This window comes from Desulfospira joergensenii DSM 10085 (assembly GCF_000420085.1).
Classification (GTDB): domain Bacteria; phylum Desulfobacterota; class Desulfobacteria; order Desulfobacterales; family Desulfobacteraceae; genus Desulfospira; species Desulfospira joergensenii.
In genome coordinates, this window is the sequence record NZ_ATUG01000001.1 from 746,113 (window position 1) to 764,309 (window position 18,197).

16 protein-coding genes are annotated in these 18,197 nt (G+C 52.0%); 7 read left to right on the plus strand and 9 right to left on the minus strand.

Annotation, left to right across the window (positions count from 1 at the left end; translation table 11 throughout):
* Positions 1–51 precede the first annotated feature (51 nt).
* On the plus strand, positions 52–2,274 hold the full coding sequence (locus F608_RS0103770) for a PAS domain-containing sensor histidine kinase (RefSeq protein ID WP_153307440.1): 2,223 nt from the start codon (positions 52–54) through the stop codon (positions 2,272–2,274).
* Positions 2,264–3,655 (plus strand): sigma-54-dependent transcriptional regulator, encoded by a 1,392-nt coding sequence (locus F608_RS0103775; protein ID WP_022664283.1) that lies wholly within the window; start codon positions 2,264–2,266, stop codon positions 3,653–3,655. The genes F608_RS0103770 and F608_RS0103775 overlap by 11 nt, the downstream gene beginning before the upstream one ends.
* Before the next feature lie 39 nt (positions 3,656–3,694).
* On the opposite strand, the gene F608_RS0103780 is transcribed toward F608_RS0103775, so the two are convergent.
* The 6 genes from F608_RS0103780 to F608_RS0103810 form a co-directional block, all read right to left on the minus strand.
* The gene (locus F608_RS0103780) at positions 3,695–4,465 is read right to left on the minus strand and encodes a CoA-transferase subunit beta (RefSeq protein WP_022664284.1); all 771 of its coding nucleotides are present in this window, start codon (positions 4,463–4,465) and stop codon (positions 3,695–3,697) included.
* A 55-nt stretch (positions 4,466–4,520) separates the two neighbouring features.
* The gene (locus F608_RS0103785; protein WP_022664285.1) at positions 4,521–5,492 is read right to left on the minus strand and encodes a CoA transferase subunit A; all 972 of its coding nucleotides are present in this window, start codon (positions 5,490–5,492) and stop codon (positions 4,521–4,523) included.
* Between the two features lie 25 nt (positions 5,493–5,517).
* Positions 5,518–6,825 carry a TRAP transporter large permease gene (locus tag F608_RS0103790; protein ID WP_022664286.1) on the minus strand — a complete coding sequence of 436 codons (1,308 nt, stop codon included), beginning with the start codon at positions 6,823–6,825 and terminating at the stop codon, positions 5,518–5,520.
* A gap of 13 nt (positions 6,826–6,838) precedes the next feature.
* The gene (locus tag F608_RS0103795; RefSeq protein ID WP_022664287.1) at positions 6,839–7,372 is read right to left on the minus strand and encodes a TRAP transporter small permease subunit; all 534 of its coding nucleotides are present in this window, start codon (positions 7,370–7,372) and stop codon (positions 6,839–6,841) included.
* 30 nt (positions 7,373–7,402) lie between these two features.
* Complete coding sequence (locus tag F608_RS0103800; RefSeq protein WP_084680969.1) at positions 7,403–8,467, minus strand: TRAP transporter substrate-binding protein; 1,065 nt, start codon at positions 8,465–8,467, stop codon at positions 7,403–7,405.
* A gap of 321 nt (positions 8,468–8,788) precedes the next feature.
* Positions 8,789–9,742, minus strand: a complete 954-nt coding sequence (locus tag F608_RS0103810; RefSeq protein ID WP_153307441.1) for an ABC transporter substrate-binding protein — start codon at positions 9,740–9,742, stop codon at positions 8,789–8,791.
* A gap of 376 nt (positions 9,743–10,118) precedes the next feature.
* On the opposite strand from F608_RS0103810, the gene F608_RS0103820 reads away from it, so the two are divergent.
* The 4 genes from F608_RS0103820 to F608_RS0103835 all read left to right on the plus strand — a co-directional run bounded on the left by F608_RS0103820 (position 10,119) and on the right by F608_RS0103835 (position 13,342).
* Positions 10,119–10,472 carry a DHCW motif cupin fold protein gene (locus F608_RS0103820; RefSeq protein WP_022664292.1) on the plus strand — a complete coding sequence of 118 codons (354 nt, stop codon included), beginning with the start codon at positions 10,119–10,121 and terminating at the stop codon, positions 10,470–10,472.
* Between the two features lie 24 nt (positions 10,473–10,496).
* Positions 10,497–10,937 (plus strand): VOC family protein, encoded by a 441-nt coding sequence (locus F608_RS0103825; protein ID WP_022664293.1) that lies wholly within the window; start codon positions 10,497–10,499, stop codon positions 10,935–10,937.
* A 134-nt stretch (positions 10,938–11,071) separates the two neighbouring features.
* A complete protein-coding gene (locus F608_RS0103830) occupies positions 11,072–11,410 on the plus strand; it encodes a hypothetical protein (RefSeq protein WP_022664294.1) in 339 nt (112 codons plus the stop codon).
* Between the two features lie 66 nt (positions 11,411–11,476).
* The gene (locus F608_RS0103835; protein WP_022664295.1) at positions 11,477–13,342 is read left to right on the plus strand and encodes an alpha-amylase family glycosyl hydrolase; all 1,866 of its coding nucleotides are present in this window, start codon (positions 11,477–11,479) and stop codon (positions 13,340–13,342) included.
* On the opposite strand, the gene F608_RS34370 is transcribed toward F608_RS0103835, so the two are convergent.
* Genes F608_RS34370 through F608_RS0103850 form a run of 3 tightly spaced genes read right to left on the minus strand, consistent with a single transcriptional unit; the run spans position 13,334 to position 16,322 of the window.
* Positions 13,334–14,194, minus strand: a complete 861-nt coding sequence (locus F608_RS34370; RefSeq protein ID WP_022664296.1) for an HDOD domain-containing protein — start codon at positions 14,192–14,194, stop codon at positions 13,334–13,336. The two genes, F608_RS0103835 and F608_RS34370, sit on opposite strands and share 9 nt — an antisense overlap.
* A 20-nt stretch (positions 14,195–14,214) precedes the next feature.
* Positions 14,215–15,429 carry a glycosyltransferase family protein gene (locus F608_RS0103845; protein ID WP_022664297.1) on the minus strand — a complete coding sequence of 405 codons (1,215 nt, stop codon included), beginning with the start codon at positions 15,427–15,429 and terminating at the stop codon, positions 14,215–14,217.
* 47 nt (positions 15,430–15,476) lie between these two features.
* A complete protein-coding gene (locus F608_RS0103850) occupies positions 15,477–16,322 on the minus strand; it encodes an HAD-IIB family hydrolase (RefSeq protein WP_022664298.1) in 846 nt (281 codons plus the stop codon).
* A gap of 424 nt (positions 16,323–16,746) precedes the next feature.
* Between F608_RS0103850 and F608_RS30620 the strand changes: the two genes are divergently transcribed.
* The gene (locus F608_RS30620; protein ID WP_084681089.1) at positions 16,747–18,192 is read left to right on the plus strand and encodes a radical SAM protein; all 1,446 of its coding nucleotides are present in this window, start codon (positions 16,747–16,749) and stop codon (positions 18,190–18,192) included.
* Positions 18,193–18,197 lie beyond the last annotated feature (5 nt).

Consider the following 18,197-nt stretch of genomic DNA (forward strand, 5'->3'; position numbering starts at 1 on the left):
ATACGGTCTGAAAGGGGGAATTGTTGAATTGTCCCAATAAGGAGATATCCAGTGCTTTTTTCAAGCATACGAACCAAGTTGATCTGCATCCTCATCATTCTCGGAGGGGTTCCCCTCCTGGTCGTTGGGACGATTTCATATCATAGTGCGGCCAATGCACTCATGGTCCAGACCCGGCAGCAGCTGGACAACGTGGCCGGGAAAACCGCCGAACAGGTGGATCATTTCTTTGATGTGGTCCTTAAAGACATCCAGCTTCTGTCCAATTCCCCCTTTGTCCAGCTGGCCTTTCTCCAGTACGAGTTCAACCAGCGGTTGAACACGGCCCAGAGGCTTTTGGAGAGTTACAGCAAAAAAAACAACTACTATAATAATATCTATCTACTGGACCTGAAAGGTCATTGTATTTTATCCATTGTCCCTGATCCCAAAGAGCCAAACCCTGATTTTTCCCGGACCAAATGGTTTTTGAAGACCCTTGAAACCGGGGTTTTTTTGTCTGACCTTGAATTTTCCTCGTCCCGCCCGGGCTCGGGCGTAATTCTGGGAAAAACCGTTTACGATTTTGAAGATCCCGCCAAAAAAGTGGGAATCCTGGCCTTTGATATCAAACAGGAGGCGTTTGTAAACTATGTGGCAAGCCTTCGCATCGGCAAAAAAGGATGTGCGTTTTTGATTCACAACAAGGGGCGTTTGATCTTTCATCCGGACTATCCTTCCGGATCGGTGTTGGAAATAGATCTGGTGCTCAAGGGGGATAAGCGGTTCAAGAGTCATATCTGCCGGATGATGGCCGGGCAGAAAGGGTATGGGGATTATACCTATGAAAATGCGGAAAAGTTTATTGTCTACCTTCCCTGCCAGCGGATGAACTGGAGCATCGGCGTCACCGTATTCAAATCTGAACTCATGGCCGACATCCACCGGTTCAGAAACCAGATCCTCACCTTTACCGGCATTGTCTTCGGTCTTTTCCTGCCGGTTTCTTTTTTGTTTATCAACGGCCTGACCCAGCCCATCCGCAAGCTGATCAAAGGGGCCAAAGAAATCGGAAAAGGTAGACTGGACCAGGAGATAACCATCAAATCCAGGGACGAGTTTTCAGACCTGGCCAAAGAGTTCAACCGCATGGCCCGGACCCTTAAGACCAGCATGAAAGAGATCCTCGACCTGAAAAATTTCAAGGAGGATATCTTCAGGAACCTGTCTTCGGGCATTATTACCGTGGATGAAACCGGCAGGATCTCCTCCATCAACAAAAGCGCCAAGGCCATGCTGGGATGCGGTGTCGATGAAGGGAACAAGGGCACCCCGCCGGTGAAAAAAATCCTTGAACTCGTGAATCAGTCCATGGCTTCGGGCAAGGATGTGCTCGACGTTGAACTGGAGCTGGTCCGGCCCGGCGGGGAAATGGCCCATGTGGAGGTCAACACCTCCAAGCTCACCGACCTGTCCGGCGGGTTGATCGGGGCCATTGCCGACATCCGGGATATTACCCGGCGGAAGCGGATGGAGGAGCTCATGGTAAGGGTGGACAAGCTGGCCTCACTGGGACAGCTTTCCGCAGGCATGGCCCATGAGATCAGAAACCCCCTGGCAGGGATGAAGACCAGCATCCAGGTACTGGCGGAAAAGGCCGGTTCTCCCGAAGAAGAGCTTCTCATCTCAGGGGTGCTGTCCGAAATCAACCGGCTCAATAAAATCGTATCTGATCTTCTCTCCTTTTCCCGGCCGTCACCGCCCCGCCCGGCTGCCATTGAGATTACCCGGGTGCTGGAAAGGGCCGTGGACATGCTCAAGGAAAAGATCGGCAAGCATCATATCCGGGTCTCCCGCAATTACGACCCGGACCTGTCAGAGGTCATGGCCGACAAAGAGCAGCTTTATCAGATTTTTCTCAACCTCATGCTCAACAGCATCACGTCCATGGAAAAGGGGGGCACCCTTGCCATTCAGGCTGAAAATTTCAAGGAGAACGAAAGTACGCTCAGACCGGATATGGATATTTCGGACAGGGAAGATCAAAAATTTATTGCCATCCGGTTCAAGGATACAGGGTACGGGATAACCAAAAAAGACCTAACCCAGGTCTTTAATCCCTTTTTTTCCACCTCTCCCAAAGGGACCGGACTCGGCCTTCCCATTGTCCATAAACTGCTGGAGAAAAACAAGGGGTATATATTCATCGACAGTGTGGTGGACCGGGGAACCCAGGTGCTTTTACTCCTTCCCATTGCCCTCAATAATGAAACCGGAGAAGAGAATGATGAATAAAGCCAGAATTCTGATCGTTGACGATGAAATCATCTTAAGCCGCTCCCTGGCCATGGCCTTTGAATCCAAAGGGTATGAAGTCTGTCATGCAGACTCCGGGGAAAAGGCCCTGGAACGGCTTGAAGATTTTTCACCGGAACTGGTTCTCCTGGATATCCGGCTGCCCGGGATGAACGGAATTACGGTCATGGAAAAAATTCTGGCCTGGAACCCTGAAATCCCCGTCATCGTCATGACCGCCTACGGAGACACACAGACCACGGTGGATGCCATAAAAAAAGGGGCGGCCAATTTTGTGGACAAACCCTTTGAACTGGATGATATCCGGCATCTGGTGGAAAAGGCCCTGGATGACCGGCATTTCAGAAAAGATTATGAATACCTCAAATACCAGCAGCGGAAATTTTACAGGTTCTGCGATCTTGTGGGCCAGAGCAAAGGGATGAAGGCGGTATACAAAAAAATAGACATGCTGGCCGGTACAGGGGATACAACCGTCCTGGTCCGCGGCCAGAGCGGAACGGGAAAGGAGCTTGTGGCTTCGGCCATTCACTATAAAAGCAGGAGGAACAAGGCCCCCTTCATTGAAATCAACTGTGCCTCTCTTCCGGAACAGATCATTGAAAGCGAATTGTTCGGCCACGAGAAAGGGGCCTTTACCGATGCCAAAAACACAAAAAAGGGATTGTTTGAGCTGGGGGACAAGGGAACAGTTTTCCTGGACGAGATCGGGGACATGCCCATGCCGGCCCAGGCAAAACTGCTGCGCTTTCTTGAAAAAAAACAGTTCCGGCGGCTGGGTTCCTGCCGGGACATCAAGGTGGATGTGAGGGTGATTGCCGCCACCAATAAGGATCTTGACCTGGCCATCCGGGAGGGCGGTTTCCGCCAGGACCTTTACTACAGGCTCAACGTCATCACCCTGAACCTGCCCCCCCTCAAAGAGAGAAAAGAGGATATCCTGCTGCTGGCCGATTATTTTCTTTCCCAGTTCTGCCACGAGATGAAACAGGCCCCCAAGAAACTCTCCCGGGAAGTAAAAGAGATTTTGGTCCGCCATCCCTGGGAAGGGAATGTCCGGGAATTGAGAAACCTGATTGAACGGGCCATCATTTTTACCAAAGCCGAGGTGATCGGACCGGATGTCCTTCCCCGGGAATTTTCCAGGAAGAGCGAAACCGGCCGAGATTTCCCGGCTTTGGAAAAGGAAGACCCGGAGCCGGGGGAGGATCTGAAAACCAGCCTGGACCGGTTTGAATCCCGATTGATCTGTTCTGCCCTGGAAAAGACAAAGGGCAACAAAACCAAGGCTGGCAGGCGGTTGGGCATCAGCCGGTTTTCCCTGAACCGCCGCCTGGAACGGCTCAAGATCAGGGATTAATCCAGGCCTTTCAAAACCGGTCCGGCAGGCTCATTGCCTTCAGGGACCCAGGATCAGGCGCTGAGGATCGCATTTTTCCCTTAGAATGGCAAGTTCGTCCCGGGTCGGGGGGGCCAGTTCCTCGGCCTTGGAGACATCCACCTCAAAGCCCATATGGTCCAGGATCTTTTGGGGGCTCATGCCCGGGTAGTACCGGTCCAGAAACATTTTTTTCGTGTCCGGGTCAAAGCCCATGAGGGCCATATTGGTGATCACGGCCGAGGGACCGGATCCGGGAAGACCGGCCTTTTTCCGGTCGTCCGGGCCAAAGAGCCAGCCCGGACTTGTCAGGTAATCGAGTTTTTTTACGAATTTACGGGGCTCATGCTGCATGAAGATCAGGCTTTTATCCACAAAGGAGGCCACGTCACAGGCCCCGCCGCTGCCGGAAAACCGCACCTTAGGCTCATGGTAGTCCCCGATCACGGTGGAGTTCAGATTCCCGAAGATATCAATCTGGGCCGCCCCCATGATCCCCACCACCCGCCTGCCGGTTTTCCGGTTCTGCATCACGGAAAAGGAATCCCCAAGGGTGCCGTTCATTGAGGTATGGTACATGACCCTGGGATCGGCCACGGCCAGGGGGACCTCCTCCAGCCGGGAATCAATGGCTCCGGTTTCAAAAAATATAACGCTTTTGGGGGCGCTGATATGTTTGGCGGCCATGGCGGCCAGCATGGAGATTCCCGTGCCGCAGAACAGGATCTCACCGTCCCTGATCTGCCGGGCCGCCACAATGGTCATCAACTCCCTGAGGGTATAATCTGTCATTTTATCTCCTTGATTCTTGCCGGTAACGGTTGTCCCGCCTCTTCTCACCCGGGCGTCAGGCCCTTTTCAGGTTCACGGCGTATCCGGTTTCAGGGTCTGCCCGGACCGCGTCCAGGCGCTCCCCTCCCATAAGTTCCAGGAATTGGGCATGATCTTTCACCCCAAAGACGAACTTATCCAGGTATTCACCAAAGAGCCGGTCATCCCCTGCGCTTTTCTTATAGGCGTTCAGATAGACAGGATCATAGTCGTAGCACCTGTAACAGGCCGTTGGATAGGCGCCCCATGGCTGGTGCACCACTGCGTCCACACAAAAATGGGGAATCCGGTTCATATCCGACTCTTTTTTCATTTCATCGGGCAGGACCAGTTCCTCGCAGGTTACGATGAGGGCGGCGGCAGACTTGGCCTGTTCCACATCTGCCATGGGCAGGCCGTTGATCTGGCAGGTGCCCTCCGTATCCGCCTTCTGCACATGGATGATGGTGACATCCGGGTTGATGGCCGGCACCAGGACAAGACTCCGGGCTCCGGCCCATCCGGGAAAGGGATTATCCACCACCTTGAGTTTGTCATCGGGAAGCCTGGGGTCCCGGGTCCTCATCTGCCGGGAGAATCCCCATTTTTCCACGATGTCCGTTCCCATGCCGGATCTCACCGGTAAAAAAGGCAGTCCCATGGCACCGGCCTGGAATCTCAGGGTCATCTGGTAATTGGAGTAATCTTCCACCAGAAGCCTGCCCTCCTGAACCGCTTTTTTGAACCGGATACAGGTGGGGGCGAACCGGCCGTTTCCGCCATAGGCAATTTCCAGCCGGGAAAGGCACCCGGCCCCGGCCAGCTCGTCCACACCCTGACCGTTGGAGTGGGCGTACATATGCAGATCCTTTTTCCCCTGCCGGATGATTTCGTACACGGCAGCCATGGGGTTCCGGTTCACAGTGAATCCGCCGATGGAGATATGGGATCCGTTTTTTACAAACCGGTCAACTGCCGTGGCAAGATCCATTACTTTTTCGTTTTCCATAGAGTATGCCTCGTTCGTCTTGGGGTTACACCATCAGGCTGGGCAACCAGGTTACAAGCTGGGGAAAGGCCATGATCAGCCCGATGGTGATGATATCCAGGACAATAAAGGGGACTGCGGCCCGGAACAATTGCCCCAGTTTCATCTTGTCCGGCATCAGGCCCTTCACAATATAGAGATTCAGGCCCATGGGCGGCGAAATATTGCCGGCGCACATGTTCACGGCCATGAGGATGCCGAACCAGAGGGTGTTGATTTCCAGGGCGTTGAGAATGGGCAGCACAATGGGGGTGGTCATCATGACAATGGCGGCCGGGTCCAGGAACATGCCCATGATAAGGAATCCGGCCATAAGGATGATGACCACAGCCGTAGTGGGCAGGGGCAGGGAAACCACCCAGTCGGTGAGTTCTGCCGCGCATCCCGAATAGATGATCACATACCCGAATGAGGTGGCCCCGATAATGATCCAGCCGATCATGGCCGTGGTCCGCACCGTATGCATCAGGGCCTTGCGGGTGGTTTTAAGATCCAGGCTCCTTTTGACAAGGGCAATGGCAAAAACCGCCATGCAGGCAATGGCGCTGGCTTCGGTGGGGGTGGCCACCCCCGTATAGATGGTGAACAAAAGAACAAGGATCACCAGAAGAAGGGACCAGACCTTCCACAGGGAGGAAAATTTCTCCTTCCATGTAAACCGGGTATCATCCCGGGGGGCTGCCTTGGGATCCAGGATCACCCGGATGAAAATATAGATCAGGGCAAGAAAGGTCATGAGAATGCCGGGGATGATGCCTCCGGCAAAGAGAGCCCCGATGGATTCATTGGCCAGAGTACCGTAGAGGATGAGGATGACACTTGGGGGAATCAGGATGGACAATGCCCCGGAAAAGGCCACAATGGCGCCGGACATGCCTGCCTGGTATTCCCGCTTGATCATCTCCGGCAAAGAAAGCAGGCCCACGGTGGCGGTCCCGGCCGTACTGGCCCCGCACACGGCCCCGAATACAGCCCCGAACACGGCAGAGGTCATGCCGAGACCTCCCGGCAGCCTCCGCAGGAACCTGTCCGCCACCTCATAGGAATCGGTTCCCATGCGGCTGTGCATGACCAGCTGGGCCATGAGGATAAAAAGCGGCACACAGACCAGGGTATAGTTCCCCATGTGGCCGTACCCGGCCAGGGCCACCCCGTACAATCCTGAAGTCCCCGGCCAGAACACCAGGGCAGCCAATACGCTCAAAAACCCCAGGGAGAACGCCACGGGAAGACCCAGGAATAAAAACAGGGTCAGGGATCCCACAAGAATCAATAGTACCAGATACCATTCCATAATTGATCTCCTCCTATCCGTTATCCGGTTGCGGGTCGGGTACCGCCCCAAAGAGGGCGGCGGCGTTTTTGACGATTCTCAGCAGATATTCCAGCAGGAGCAGCAGACCGCCGATCACCAGGAACGCCCTGACCGGCCACAGGGGCCAGGCCAGGTATTCAGTGCTTTTGACATTGTGTGCCACCGCGTCCCAGGTAAATACCGTCGATTCAACCAGGAAAACCAGGACATAGGCCGAGGCCATCACAGAGGTGATAAGGTCCAGGATCTGCCGTTTCTTCTCTGAACACCGCTCCACGGCAATGTCCACGCTGACATGTCCCCCGGCCGGAAGGGTCCAGGCCCCTCCGATAAAAACCACCATGATGAGCATATACCGGTTGATCTCAAAACTCCAGGTGGTGGGGGAATTGAATATATATCGCATGGCCACGTCATAACTGATGGTCAGCATCATGATCACCACGATCCATCCGGCGGCTTCGGCCAGTTTTTCATCCAGGGCGGATATCTTCTCCATGAGCCGAGCCAATGGCTTTTTATCCATTTCATTCTCCTCGTTAAGATTTTGGGATGATTACATTCCGGCAGACCATTTTTTCTGTTCTTCTTTTGCCAGTTCCACCAGCCTTTTGCAGCCCGGGCTTTCATTGGCATACCAGTCCCAGACCTCTTTGAGCATTTCCTTGGACTTTTTGATGTTTTCCGGATCCATGGTGACAAATTTCACCTTCCGCTCCTGGCACCATTTTTCATTTTCTTCTTCATACCGGGGCCAATAGGTTACACTGGCCCAGCGTCCCCACTCGTGTGCCGCCTCTTTGAGAGCAGTCTGAAGATGCTCGGGCAGGCGTTCAAAGGCCTGCTGGTTGATCCACAGATCATCGGCCCAGGTAAATACCGGGGGCTTTGAAAAAGTCTTGGCCACCTCAAAAAATTTATAGTCCTTAAGGCCGTATGCATAAAAGATCAGGGCATCCACGGTTCCCCGCTGAAGGGCCGGATAAATCTCCCCTGTGGCCATGGTCACGGGACAGGCCCCCCAGGCTTTGGCCACCCGGGTACTTACCCCGCCTGCGGCCCGCAGCTTGATATTTTTCAGGGAGGCCACCGTATCATAGGCGGTTTCCCCCCGGCCGATGATGCCGGAACTTCCACAGATCACATTGGTCAGCCATACGGCATTGGCCTTTTCAAGATAGGAATCGGCAATGATATCGTGGAACTCCCCTTCCTTTCCTTCCCCGGTTTTATTCATGTAATCCCAGAATTTTTCCCGGTTATCCAGGGAGATATAGGGAAGCCAGTCTACATCCCCCTCAGGTACCATGCCGTGGTAATAGGCGCCGCAGCTGGCCAGCATGTCAATGGTGCCGTTTTTAAGTCCGTCCAGAGCCTCGTTTCTGCCGATGAGCTGGCTGGCGGGGAAAACCGTGAATTTAAGCTGACCATCTGTCTTTTCCTTCACGATTTTGATGAATTCCTGGTAAGCCTTGTACTGGGGATGCTGGGTGTGCCAGGCCATCTGGAACTTCAGGCGATAGTTTTTCGCCTCTGCAGGCAATACCGTGGCCACTAGGGTAAAGATCATTACTGCCATGAGAACCCGGTGTAAACTTGTCCATCTTTCTGCTTTCATCATCCGCCTCCTTAAACAATGGTTAAAATGCAACGGTTAGAAATAGAGCACTGAAACTTCCCTGGATGGTCTAAGAGCAGATTTCATGCCGGAAGGGAAAAAATAAATATTGCCTATATTTCAATAGGTTAAACATGCCCCCCTTTTAACGGAGCGGAAGGCGCACGGACGGATGTGTGCGCCTTCCGCTCTTTTTGGCCGGTCAGGCGCCCGGCAGGGCAAGAAAAATTTCCGGGGCAATCACGGTTCCGGTGATTTCGGCCACATTCGGCCCCCTGGTATGGCAGGGTCCCCGGCCTTTGTAAAACTCCGGGCAAAGGACCCCTATCGGATGATTTTATCTGCCATGACCAGAACGGCCGTGGGAATGTGGATCCCGATGTTTTGGGCGGTTTTCAGATTGACCGTGATATTGAAATGGTCCGAGGTGACCGCTGGAATAGTCGAAGGATGATTCCCCCTGAAAACGGCATGGGCTTTTCTGGCCGCAAGCCTCCCCAACCGGTAATAATCCGGGACCAGCCCCATCATGGAGCTGTCGGTAAGGACCATCTCCTCCATGGCGGCCAGGGAGGGGATCTTATGGGCATTGACATGGGCCATGATCTGTTTTCCCAGTATTTTTACCATGGAATCCGAAGGAAGATAGACGGCATCCACAAGATCTTTTAAATTATTAAGAACCCGGGAAACCTCTTTTTTGCCGGTGATTTTAAATTCGATCAGCTCAAAGCCCTGGGAACGGGCAATCTCCCTTAAAATCTTTGTCTGGATCACAGAGTTCTGCTCCAGGGGGTTATAGATGATCCCGAGGCGGGAAAAGGAGACCACTTTTTCAAAGGTTTTGATCTGGTGCCGGATGGGGACCATGCTGGAAACACCGGTGGCGTTGTTGCCCGATGACTGCCAGTTAGCTATGATTCCCGATTCGACGGGCCTTGTGACAATATTAAAGACAATGGGGCAGACCGTGATCTTTTGGACCACCTGTTTGGTTGCCGTGGTTCCGAACACATAGATCAGGTCGGGCTTCTCTTTTTCCAGGGCCTTGAGCGCCTGATCCAGGCGGTCCAGATCCTGGCTGCAATGAAATTTGACAAACCTGGGCTCATATCCGTCTCCCCTAAGCCCGTCTGCAAAGCCTTCTTCGGCCCGGGTTTCTCCCCGCCAGGTGATCATGGCGATTTTGGGGCGGTTTTTGGATGGTAAATCCGAAGAAATCGCTGGATTTTGTCCCCATGCCCATGCCAGGACCAGAAAAATTGTCAAGAATCTCAATGTCAGGCTCCCTTTATCTTACTCTATCTGTAACCGGCCCGGAGGACAGCGGATGTTTTTGATCAGGGGACTTCCATTTTTTTGTCAGACTTGTTTGTCCCTGATATGGCAGGGGCGTGTCAAGGGAAAAACCATTTTCCTTTGACACGAATCTCTTTTTTTTGAAAAAGACGGACCACGGACTTAATTTTCTGCAGAAGTTCTGGTATTTAATTGGATACCCTTTTTTGCTTTGGTTTCTCTTTCCTTTTGCGGGCCGATTTGTTTATAAGAGGCGAAATATACTCCCGGCCTACGGGGAAACCAATGGAAAGATAGAGTATTGGAGCCGGCCATCACACCTAAAAAAATAGAGCGTGGACAGACAAAGGAAAAGATGAAGAATAAAAATATCCCGTTTCAAACAATTGACTGGAGCAAAATCCCCAGGAGTGAACACAAAGGGGAAACCGGAGTTGCATATTGGCAGACCCTTCAGTTTGACGGGCTGCGGATCCGAATCGTTGAGTATTCTCCCGGTTACAAGGCAGACCACTGGTGCGAAAAAGGCCATATCGTTCACTGCCTGGAGGGGGAAGTCCTTAATGAGCAAAAAGACGGAGCCAAATCGGTTTTAACCCAGGGAATGTCCTATGTGGTTTCCGACGAATTAAGTTCCCACCGGTCGGTTACAAAGAAGGGTGTCAAACTGATGATTATTGACGGAGATTTCCTGAAATTAAAAAAATAATTCATCTTTACTTTGGAGAAGATCATGAAGATTCCCAGGATCAGTATGCTGACACTCGGGGTCGCCGATTTAAAAAGGGCCGCAAAATTTTATGAATCCGTGCTCAAAACTCCTTTGAACCTGACCTATGAAGGGGTGGTCTTCATAGAACTGCCCGGCACCTGGCTTGCCCTTTATCCCCTGGAAAATTTAGCCGGGGACATCTCTGCTCAAATCCATCCGTCAAAGGAGGGGTTTAGCGGAATTACCCTTGCCCACAATGGCCGCAGCAGGGATGAGGTCCTTGCCGTAATCGAACGGGCCCGGTCGGCCGGAGCCCGGATTGTCAAGGAGCCCCGGGAAACATCCTGGGGAGGCTTTGGCGGATACTTTTCCGATTTGGACGGGTATCATTGGGAAGTGGCGTGGGGGCCCATGTTTGATTTCACAGAAAAGGGTGAATTGAAATTTAAAGACAAGACATAGACCACCTTTCCCGAGGGCACTGGAAAACAAGAATAATGCTTTTGGGTCCTGGTTTTAATTCGGGTTTTGAATGAAGGATCAAGGTCCGGTCCCAAAATCCAGGCAATTGACTCTATTTTGCAACAGGAGAAGCCATGAGCAAAAAAATGCAGTTAACCGTCCGTGTAACCTCCCAATACACCAGCGATCTGGAAGGGGATTATCCAAGGCTCGCCCGGGCCCTGAAGCTCCAGGACAAGGGGCTTGCAGACGCCAATCCCTCTTTTTACGAACTGGCCGGCCAGGTCGACGTGCTGCTCTACCGGTACGACGGCATGCAGTTCTCCCGGGTTCTGGCCCGGCATAAACAAGCCTTAAAGGATCTCTACGCCCGGACAGAGGAGCAGATTGCAAACCGTAACCTGGCCCGGGCAGACGAGTTCTTATACAAGATTGAAGATATCTTTGATCAGATCGAATCAGAACTGGATTAGACCGGATATTTCCTAGTAATAGGTGAATATCCGGGGCAACAATTTTTGGAGAGGAAAGCGAGTATCATGGACCGACCCAGATCAAACAACCTGAGCCGTTTTGTTAAAACCGTACACAGGAACGAGCCCGATTATGAAACCGAGCTGCTCCGGCTCAGTGACAAGGTTAAAAAAAGGATAAAAAAACACCTTGAACGGATCTACGGCCAAAAAATTGCCAAAGAATATTTTACTGAAATCGAAAGGATCCTGAAAGTTCACTGGGCCCATAAATCCAGGGAATTGATCGAAACGGAAAAAACACTCACCCCGGACCAGAGGTTTACTGAAAAAGACATTATCCTGATCACTTACGGTGACATCATCCACAGTGAGAAAAAATCCCCGCTCCAGGCTTTGGAAGAATTCTGCGACACTTACCTGGAAGGCACCATAAACACCATCCATATCCTGCCCTTTTTCCCCTATTCCTCTGACCGGGGCTTTGCCGTCACCGATTTTGAGGCCGTTGATCCCAGGCTGGGATCCTGGGCCGATATTGAAAAGCTGGAAGAAAAGTACCAGCTCATGTTTGACGGGGTTGTCAACCATGTCTCTTCCCACAGCCGATGGTTCAGGGAGTTTCTGAATTCAGACAAATACTATAAAAAATTTTTCATCACCTTTAACAGCCACGACGACCTGACCCCGGAACAGCGAAAGATGATATTCCGGCCGAGGACAAGCGACATCCTGACAAAATTTTACACCCTGGATGGTGTCAAATACGTCTGGACGACCTTTTCAAACGATCAGATCGACCTGAACTATCAAAACCCGGATGTGCTGGTCAGGGTACTTTCCATCCTCCTGAGGTACATCCGGCGGGGGGCCGACATTCTCCGCCTGGATGCGGTCACCTTTCTCTGGTCCCAGCCGGGAACCAGATGCGTGCATCTAGAACAGACCCATGAGATCATCCGGCTTTTCCGGGACCTTTTTGATATCGTGGCCCCGGGCGTCGCCCTGATCACGGAAACCAACGTTCCCCACCAGGAAAATATCTCCTATTTCGGGAACGGGTTTGATGAAGCCCACATGGTTTATAATTTTGCCCTGCCCCCCCTTGTCCTGCATACCTTCTACACCGGTGATACCAAAGCCATATCCGGGTGGGCCTCCAAGCTGAATCCCCCTTCGGATCAGACCCATTTTCTCAATTTTCTGGATTCCCATGACGGCATCGGACTGATGGCGGCCAAGGAGATCTTAACGGATAAACAGATCCGCAGCTTGGCTGACCGGGCCCTTGAACACGGGGGACTCATCTCTTTTAAGACAGGAGAAAACGGGACGGAAGAACCCTATGAGATCAACATCACATGGTACAGTGCCCTCAACCGGGAGGATGATAAAAATGAGGATACAGCATTCCAGGTCAAACGCTTTGTGGCCTCCAGGGTCATTCCCCTGCTCCTCAGAGGGGTGCCGGCAATCTACCTTCACAGCCTGATCGGCACCCAGAATGACATTGAAGCCGTGCTCCGGACAAAGAGCAACCGGGATATAAACCGGAGGGATATCTCCAGAAGCGCCATCACAGCCGCCCTTGCCGACCCTCTGTCCAAGATATCCAGGATCAACAGGGAACTGGGCCGCCTTCTCAAGCTCAGGACGGTACAGACCGCCTTTCATCCCAATGCATCCCAGAAGATACTTGATATATCTTCAAAGATATTCGGTGTGGAAAGGATATCGGTGGACGGCGGTCAGATCATCATCGCCCTTGTGAACGTCACACCCGACATCTGTAAGGTCTGTCTGGACCTGGGAGCCTATGAACAACAATACTGGCTCGATCTGGTAAGCGAAGAGAAGTTCTTTTCCGACAAGGGCCGCCTGCCCGTGACACTTCTGCCCTATGACACGGCATGGCTGTGCGCATCAGCCTAGAAAGGCGGCAATGGCCTCTTTCTCGTTCAACAGCTCCCCGGTGATTTCATCCATATCTTCCCTGCCCAGACCTGTATTTTCCAGGTCATAATCCCGGATCCGCAGGGATCCCGCATTCCCGTCGCTGCCGATATCTGCCTGACGGGCAATGGAGTTGCCCAGGCGCAGAATAGATATTTCCAGGCTGAAACAGGAATCAAACCTCTCTTTACTGTGATGGAGCTGGATCGGCATCTTGATATTATCGGGAAAATTCCACCGCTGGAACAGCATGGCCGCCACTTGGTTGTGATCCATTCCAATCCTTTTTTTCAGGCCGGTGTGAAGGGCCACAGAATCATCGGTCCTGGCCTGTTCAAGGGCAGCCGAAAACTCTTGGTTGAAAAACTGATCCAGGACCAGTTTTCCGATATCGTGGAGCAGGCCGATGACAAAAAGGGGGGAATCTTCTCTGATCCCCTTCACTTTCCCGGCGATTTTTTCCATGGCCCTTGCCGTCGCAATATTGTGCTGCCATAATTTGCCGGGATCAAAAAATGCCGATCCCCTGCCGCCGGGCAGACTGGTCATTACACCGATGGAAAGGGCAAGGGACTTGACCATGTTGAATCCCAAAAGGGCGGCGGCATACTCCAGGGAGGCGATCTGCTGGGAAAATCCATAGTATGCCGAGTTTGCCGTTTTCAGAATCTTGGATGTCAGGGAAGGGTCTGAAGAAATCAGCTCCGCCAGGCCGGCGGTGTTCAGATTTTTGTCGTCAAAGGCCCGCAGGAGCCTGGGGATGACAGCCGGAAGGGTGGGAAGTTCTTCGATTCCCGAATAGATCCTGGTATAGACTTCATTTTCTGCCATTTATTTCTCCGGATGGGGTTTTACAACTCATTATCCTCTCTGACAGCCTCCTTGAGCTGGTCAACAAAGTGGGGCAGAACCCCCCGGACGGTTACCCAGGACGAAAGCAGGGGTATCCCCAGGTGGTCTTTTATAAACCCGCAGGAGACCTCTTCCAATACCTCGGAAAAGATCTTGACCGCTTTTATCTCTTCCCCCCGATTATACTCAAGTCCGTTGATCAAAGAAAGGGCATTGTACTTTGTGATGATCTTAATGGCCCGGTTTACATAGGTTGAAATCACCGAATCAAAAGTGGCTTCACTGAAAACCACTCCCTGTTGATTGAGGATCCTGAAAACGGTCTGGGCGATATCCCCGGCCATTTTGGGAATGCCCTGATTCCTGTCTGAACCGGAAAGGATCTGGTGCTTGTGGGTGTAGTTGTCTGCGATCTCGGTCTGACAGATCCTGTGAATGGAGGTATTCTCATAGACCTCGCTCAGGGTGGAGACCTCAAGCCCCCATGTGGGTGAAATTCTCATGCTTCTGGCCAGGTTCCGGATCATGGCGAACTCCCCGGACAGGGCATACCTGAAACTGTCCAGGTACTCCAGGTAGCCATTGGTGCCCACCACATCCTGGAGGCTTCTGACAAGGGGGGTAAAAAAAAGCCGGGTCGCTCTTCCGGCAAGTCTTTTTTCCACCCGTGAATAATATCCCTTGTTAAACTCATAGTCCAATGCCGGATGGACCACCGGATAAAAAAGTTTGGCAAGCATGCTCTTTTCATAGTCAATAATATCGCAGTCATGTACGGCAATGGCATATGCTTCCGGGTCTGTCAGGATATAGCTTAAACACATCCATACATTTCTTCCCTTGCCCCGGATTTTGATGCTTGAGAATCCGGCATCCGCGATCTCTTCGTAGAGGGCGGACATGTTTTCCCCATCGTTGAACAGGATATCCACCTGTCCGGGGATATCTTCCATCTTGCGCTTAACGGTTTCAAACTGATCCCGGGTGGCGTTGTCCAGGCCCAGAACGATCTTATAGAGAAAGGAAACCTCTTTGAGTTCACTGATGATCCTCTCCATTGCCGGGGTTTCAAATTCAGAGTAAAGGGCCGGGAGGAGCAGGACCATATTTGTCTCCCCGGCCATTTCCTTCATCTCTTTTTCCAGATCTTCATAGGATCTGTTTTGAAAATCCTGAAGGGTGGTGATGGTTCCGTTCTGAAAAAAATCTCCCATTTCAGATTCCCCCTTTTTCCTTGTGATTTATCCTTCAAAAGGCGATATCAACCCGATTTTTCCCAGCCCTTAAAAATCTGAGTTATGATCCTGTTCCATCCCCTGGGGCCGGGACAGGTCGCCTTTATATGGTTTAGGATTTCAATGTTGTGAAACCTGCCCTCGGGTGTTGGAATCAATACCGGCAAATCGCTTTTTTCAAGCATTGAAAAATCGTTTTTCCCGTCCCCCAGGCCGATGGTCCCATACTGGATCCCCCGGATCTTTTCATAGATCTTTTTTGTCTTTACCAGCGCCCTTCCCTTATCCTGTCCCCGGGAAACCAGATGGAAAAACCTTCCCCCTTGGGTGATGTCCAGGCCATGGGATAAGGCGGTTCTTTTCAAATCATCTGCCAGATCCTCTCTTTCCATCAGAAAGGGTTCTGAAAATTCTCTTTCCAGGGCATCTGATACCTCTTTCCGGGAAAGTCCTGTCAGCTCCATGATCTTTTCGGGTCTCATCCGGGAGAACCCGGTTATCGGGTACCGCTCTTTTACCCTGTCAAAAAAATCCATGAGGCGGTCATGGGATCTGCCCAGTTCAAGCCGGTAAAAATCATCTTTCAACTCCAGATCACCCCCAACAGGCCCTTTTGGAATAAAAGATTTCGGGAAATATACCCCTCCCCCGTTTTCAACGATGAAAGGGCTTTGTTCAAGGCCCAGTTCCCTCCTGATTCCGAGAATCTCCGCCTTTGTCTTGCTGGTGTTGATAATCACCGGGATATGGTTTTTCTTTAAAAGACAAAGGGCCTGCCCGGCCTCTTCAAAGCCATAGGTAAAGTGATCAAGAAGAGTTCCGTCCAGATCCGTGAAAACCAGAATTGATTTTTCCCCTTCGGCCCTTTTCATACAGCCCCCGGCGGTTGAAACAGATCTATCGATTTTTTTCCTGCTGAAATTCTTGTTGAAAAAATAATGTTAGCTAAGTCTACGATTTTTCAGGCCAAAAGGCAAATCTTTTGATCCGGGGGAAAAAAGCGGAGCTACCTAAAAAAAGGGCGGTACAGGGGAAGAACGGTTCGGATGATTTTGCCCTGCAAAAGCGTTGAAACCTTTGAAAACCGGACATCCGGGTTCCCAAAATTTTGTATTCGGGAGTTGGAACTTCCGGTTTGGGAAAGGTGCGGACCCTCCATTCAGACAATGGCAAAACCTTCTTTATGGATAAATCCTTCAATTTAAAGCCTGTTTCTTTCATCTCCGGTCATGGGGTCTGCCTGGCACCTATTATGCAGAGTTAGGACGGTTTGTTAAAATAATGAAAAGGTATCCCATGCCATTTATCGATATCCCGGAAAGGATCCGTCTGAACCGGGAGGAATACTCAGACACTTACGACCGGATGAACTGGCTCTTCCCGGAAGCGGCGGACAAGGCCCTAGACAGACGGAAAGCCCTTCTCCAAGAGATCTTTGCCCCGGGACAGGCCGGGCCGGGATGGCTTTTTGACGGCACCAAACTCTATACCCATTCCATCTCTCCCGGATGTGCCCTGTGCGGACAGGGGGACTGGTCCTGTCTCTTTATCAACGGAATCTGCAATGCATCCTGTTTTTACTGCCCCTCTTCCCAGAAGGAAAAAGGGCTTCCCATGACCAGCAGCCTGACCTTTGATTCCCCCCGGGATTATGCCGATTATGTAAAGGCCTTCAATATCAAGGGAGTCAGCTTCAGCGGGGGAGAGCCCCTGATGACCTTTGAGCGGGTCCTGGCCTATTTAAAGGTGCTTCGCTCCCGGTTCTCCGATTCCCTGTACATCTGGATGTATACCAACGGACTCCTGGTAACGGAAAACAAGCTCAAGGCGTTGAAAGACAACGGTCTTGACGAAATCCGTTTTGACATCAGCGCCGACCATTACCATCTTGACGCCTTAAAAAAAGCCGTGGGCCTTATCCCCCGGGTGACCGTTGAAATCCCGGCCGTTCCCGAAGACCTGGAAACCATGAAAAAGGTCATGCCCCGGCTGGCTGACCTGGGTGTCAATCACCTCAACCTTCACCAGATCCGGTGCACCGCCTTTAACAGGGAGCGGCTGATCCAAAGGGGATACACCTTTCTCCACGGGCCCCGGGTCACGGTCCTGGAAACGGAACTGACTGCCCTGGAACTGATCCGAACCACCCTGGAACAGGACATTTCCCTGCCCGTCAATTACTGCTCCTTTACCTTCCGTCATCAGTTCCAGGGAGCCGGGGCCAGGAAACGGAACGCCGGCCTGGTCAAGTCCGGCCATGAAGATGCCACCCCCACAGGCCATATCCGGACCCTGAGCATCATGGGGGGCCCAAAAGATATCCAGGAGAATCTCCAGAACCTGCTGACCCGGAATATTGATAACAGCCTGTGGAAAATATCCAAGGCCGGAGACCAGCTCTTTTTCAATGCCTCCCTCTGGCCGCTGATGGATTTTTCCCGGGTGAGCCTGAAGGTATCCCACAGCAGTACGGCCCTCAAACCCGCTGTCTCCTTCCGCAATCCCTTTAAGGAGATCCGGATCAATTCCAACAAAAAGGTGATCATCGAACGGCAGACCCAGCTTCCGGGAATCCTCGTGGAAAAGGAGCAGATCCAGGCCTTTGGCAACCGGTTCATCCGGCCGGAAGGCCCGGGTGAGGTCCCCGGGGATCTATCCCAAAAAACAGCTCTGCTGCCTGAAACCGAAAACCGGGCCCTGCCTTTTGAATCTGCCCTTCCGGGGTTATATCCCTATTTTTAGAACCA

Coding starts and splice junctions, on each gene's coding strand:
- F608_RS0103780 (WP_022664284.1), bottom strand. CDS start 4,465: ATGACAGATTATACCCTCAGGGAGTTGATGACCATTGTGGCGGCCCGG.
- F608_RS34370 (WP_022664296.1), bottom strand. CDS start 14,194: ATGGCAGAAAATGAAGTCTATACCAGGATCTATTCGGGAATCGAAGAA.
- F608_RS0103825 (WP_022664293.1), top strand. CDS start 10,497: ATGAAGATTCCCAGGATCAGTATGCTGACACTCGGGGTCGCCGATTTA.
- F608_RS0103800 (WP_084680969.1), bottom strand. CDS start 8,467: ATGATGAAAGCAGAAAGATGGACAAGTTTACACCGGGTTCTCATGGCA.
- F608_RS0103820 (WP_022664292.1), top strand. CDS start 10,119: ATGAAGAATAAAAATATCCCGTTTCAAACAATTGACTGGAGCAAAATC.
- F608_RS0103830 (WP_022664294.1), top strand. CDS start 11,072: ATGAGCAAAAAAATGCAGTTAACCGTCCGTGTAACCTCCCAATACACC.
- F608_RS30620 (WP_084681089.1), top strand. CDS start 16,747: ATGCCATTTATCGATATCCCGGAAAGGATCCGTCTGAACCGGGAGGAA.
- F608_RS0103775 (WP_022664283.1), top strand. CDS start 2,264: ATGATGAATAAAGCCAGAATTCTGATCGTTGACGATGAAATCATCTTA.
- F608_RS0103835 (WP_022664295.1), top strand. CDS start 11,477: ATGGACCGACCCAGATCAAACAACCTGAGCCGTTTTGTTAAAACCGTA.
- F608_RS0103845 (WP_022664297.1), bottom strand. CDS start 15,429: ATGGGAGATTTTTTTCAGAACGGAACCATCACCACCCTTCAGGATTTT.
- F608_RS0103850 (WP_022664298.1), bottom strand. CDS start 16,322: ATGAAAAGGGCCGAAGGGGAAAAATCAATTCTGGTTTTCACGGATCTG.
- F608_RS0103795 (WP_022664287.1), bottom strand. CDS start 7,372: ATGGATAAAAAGCCATTGGCTCGGCTCATGGAGAAGATATCCGCCCTG.
- F608_RS0103790 (WP_022664286.1), bottom strand. CDS start 6,825: ATGGAATGGTATCTGGTACTATTGATTCTTGTGGGATCCCTGACCCTG.
- F608_RS0103785 (WP_022664285.1), bottom strand. CDS start 5,492: ATGGAAAACGAAAAAGTAATGGATCTTGCCACGGCAGTTGACCGGTTT.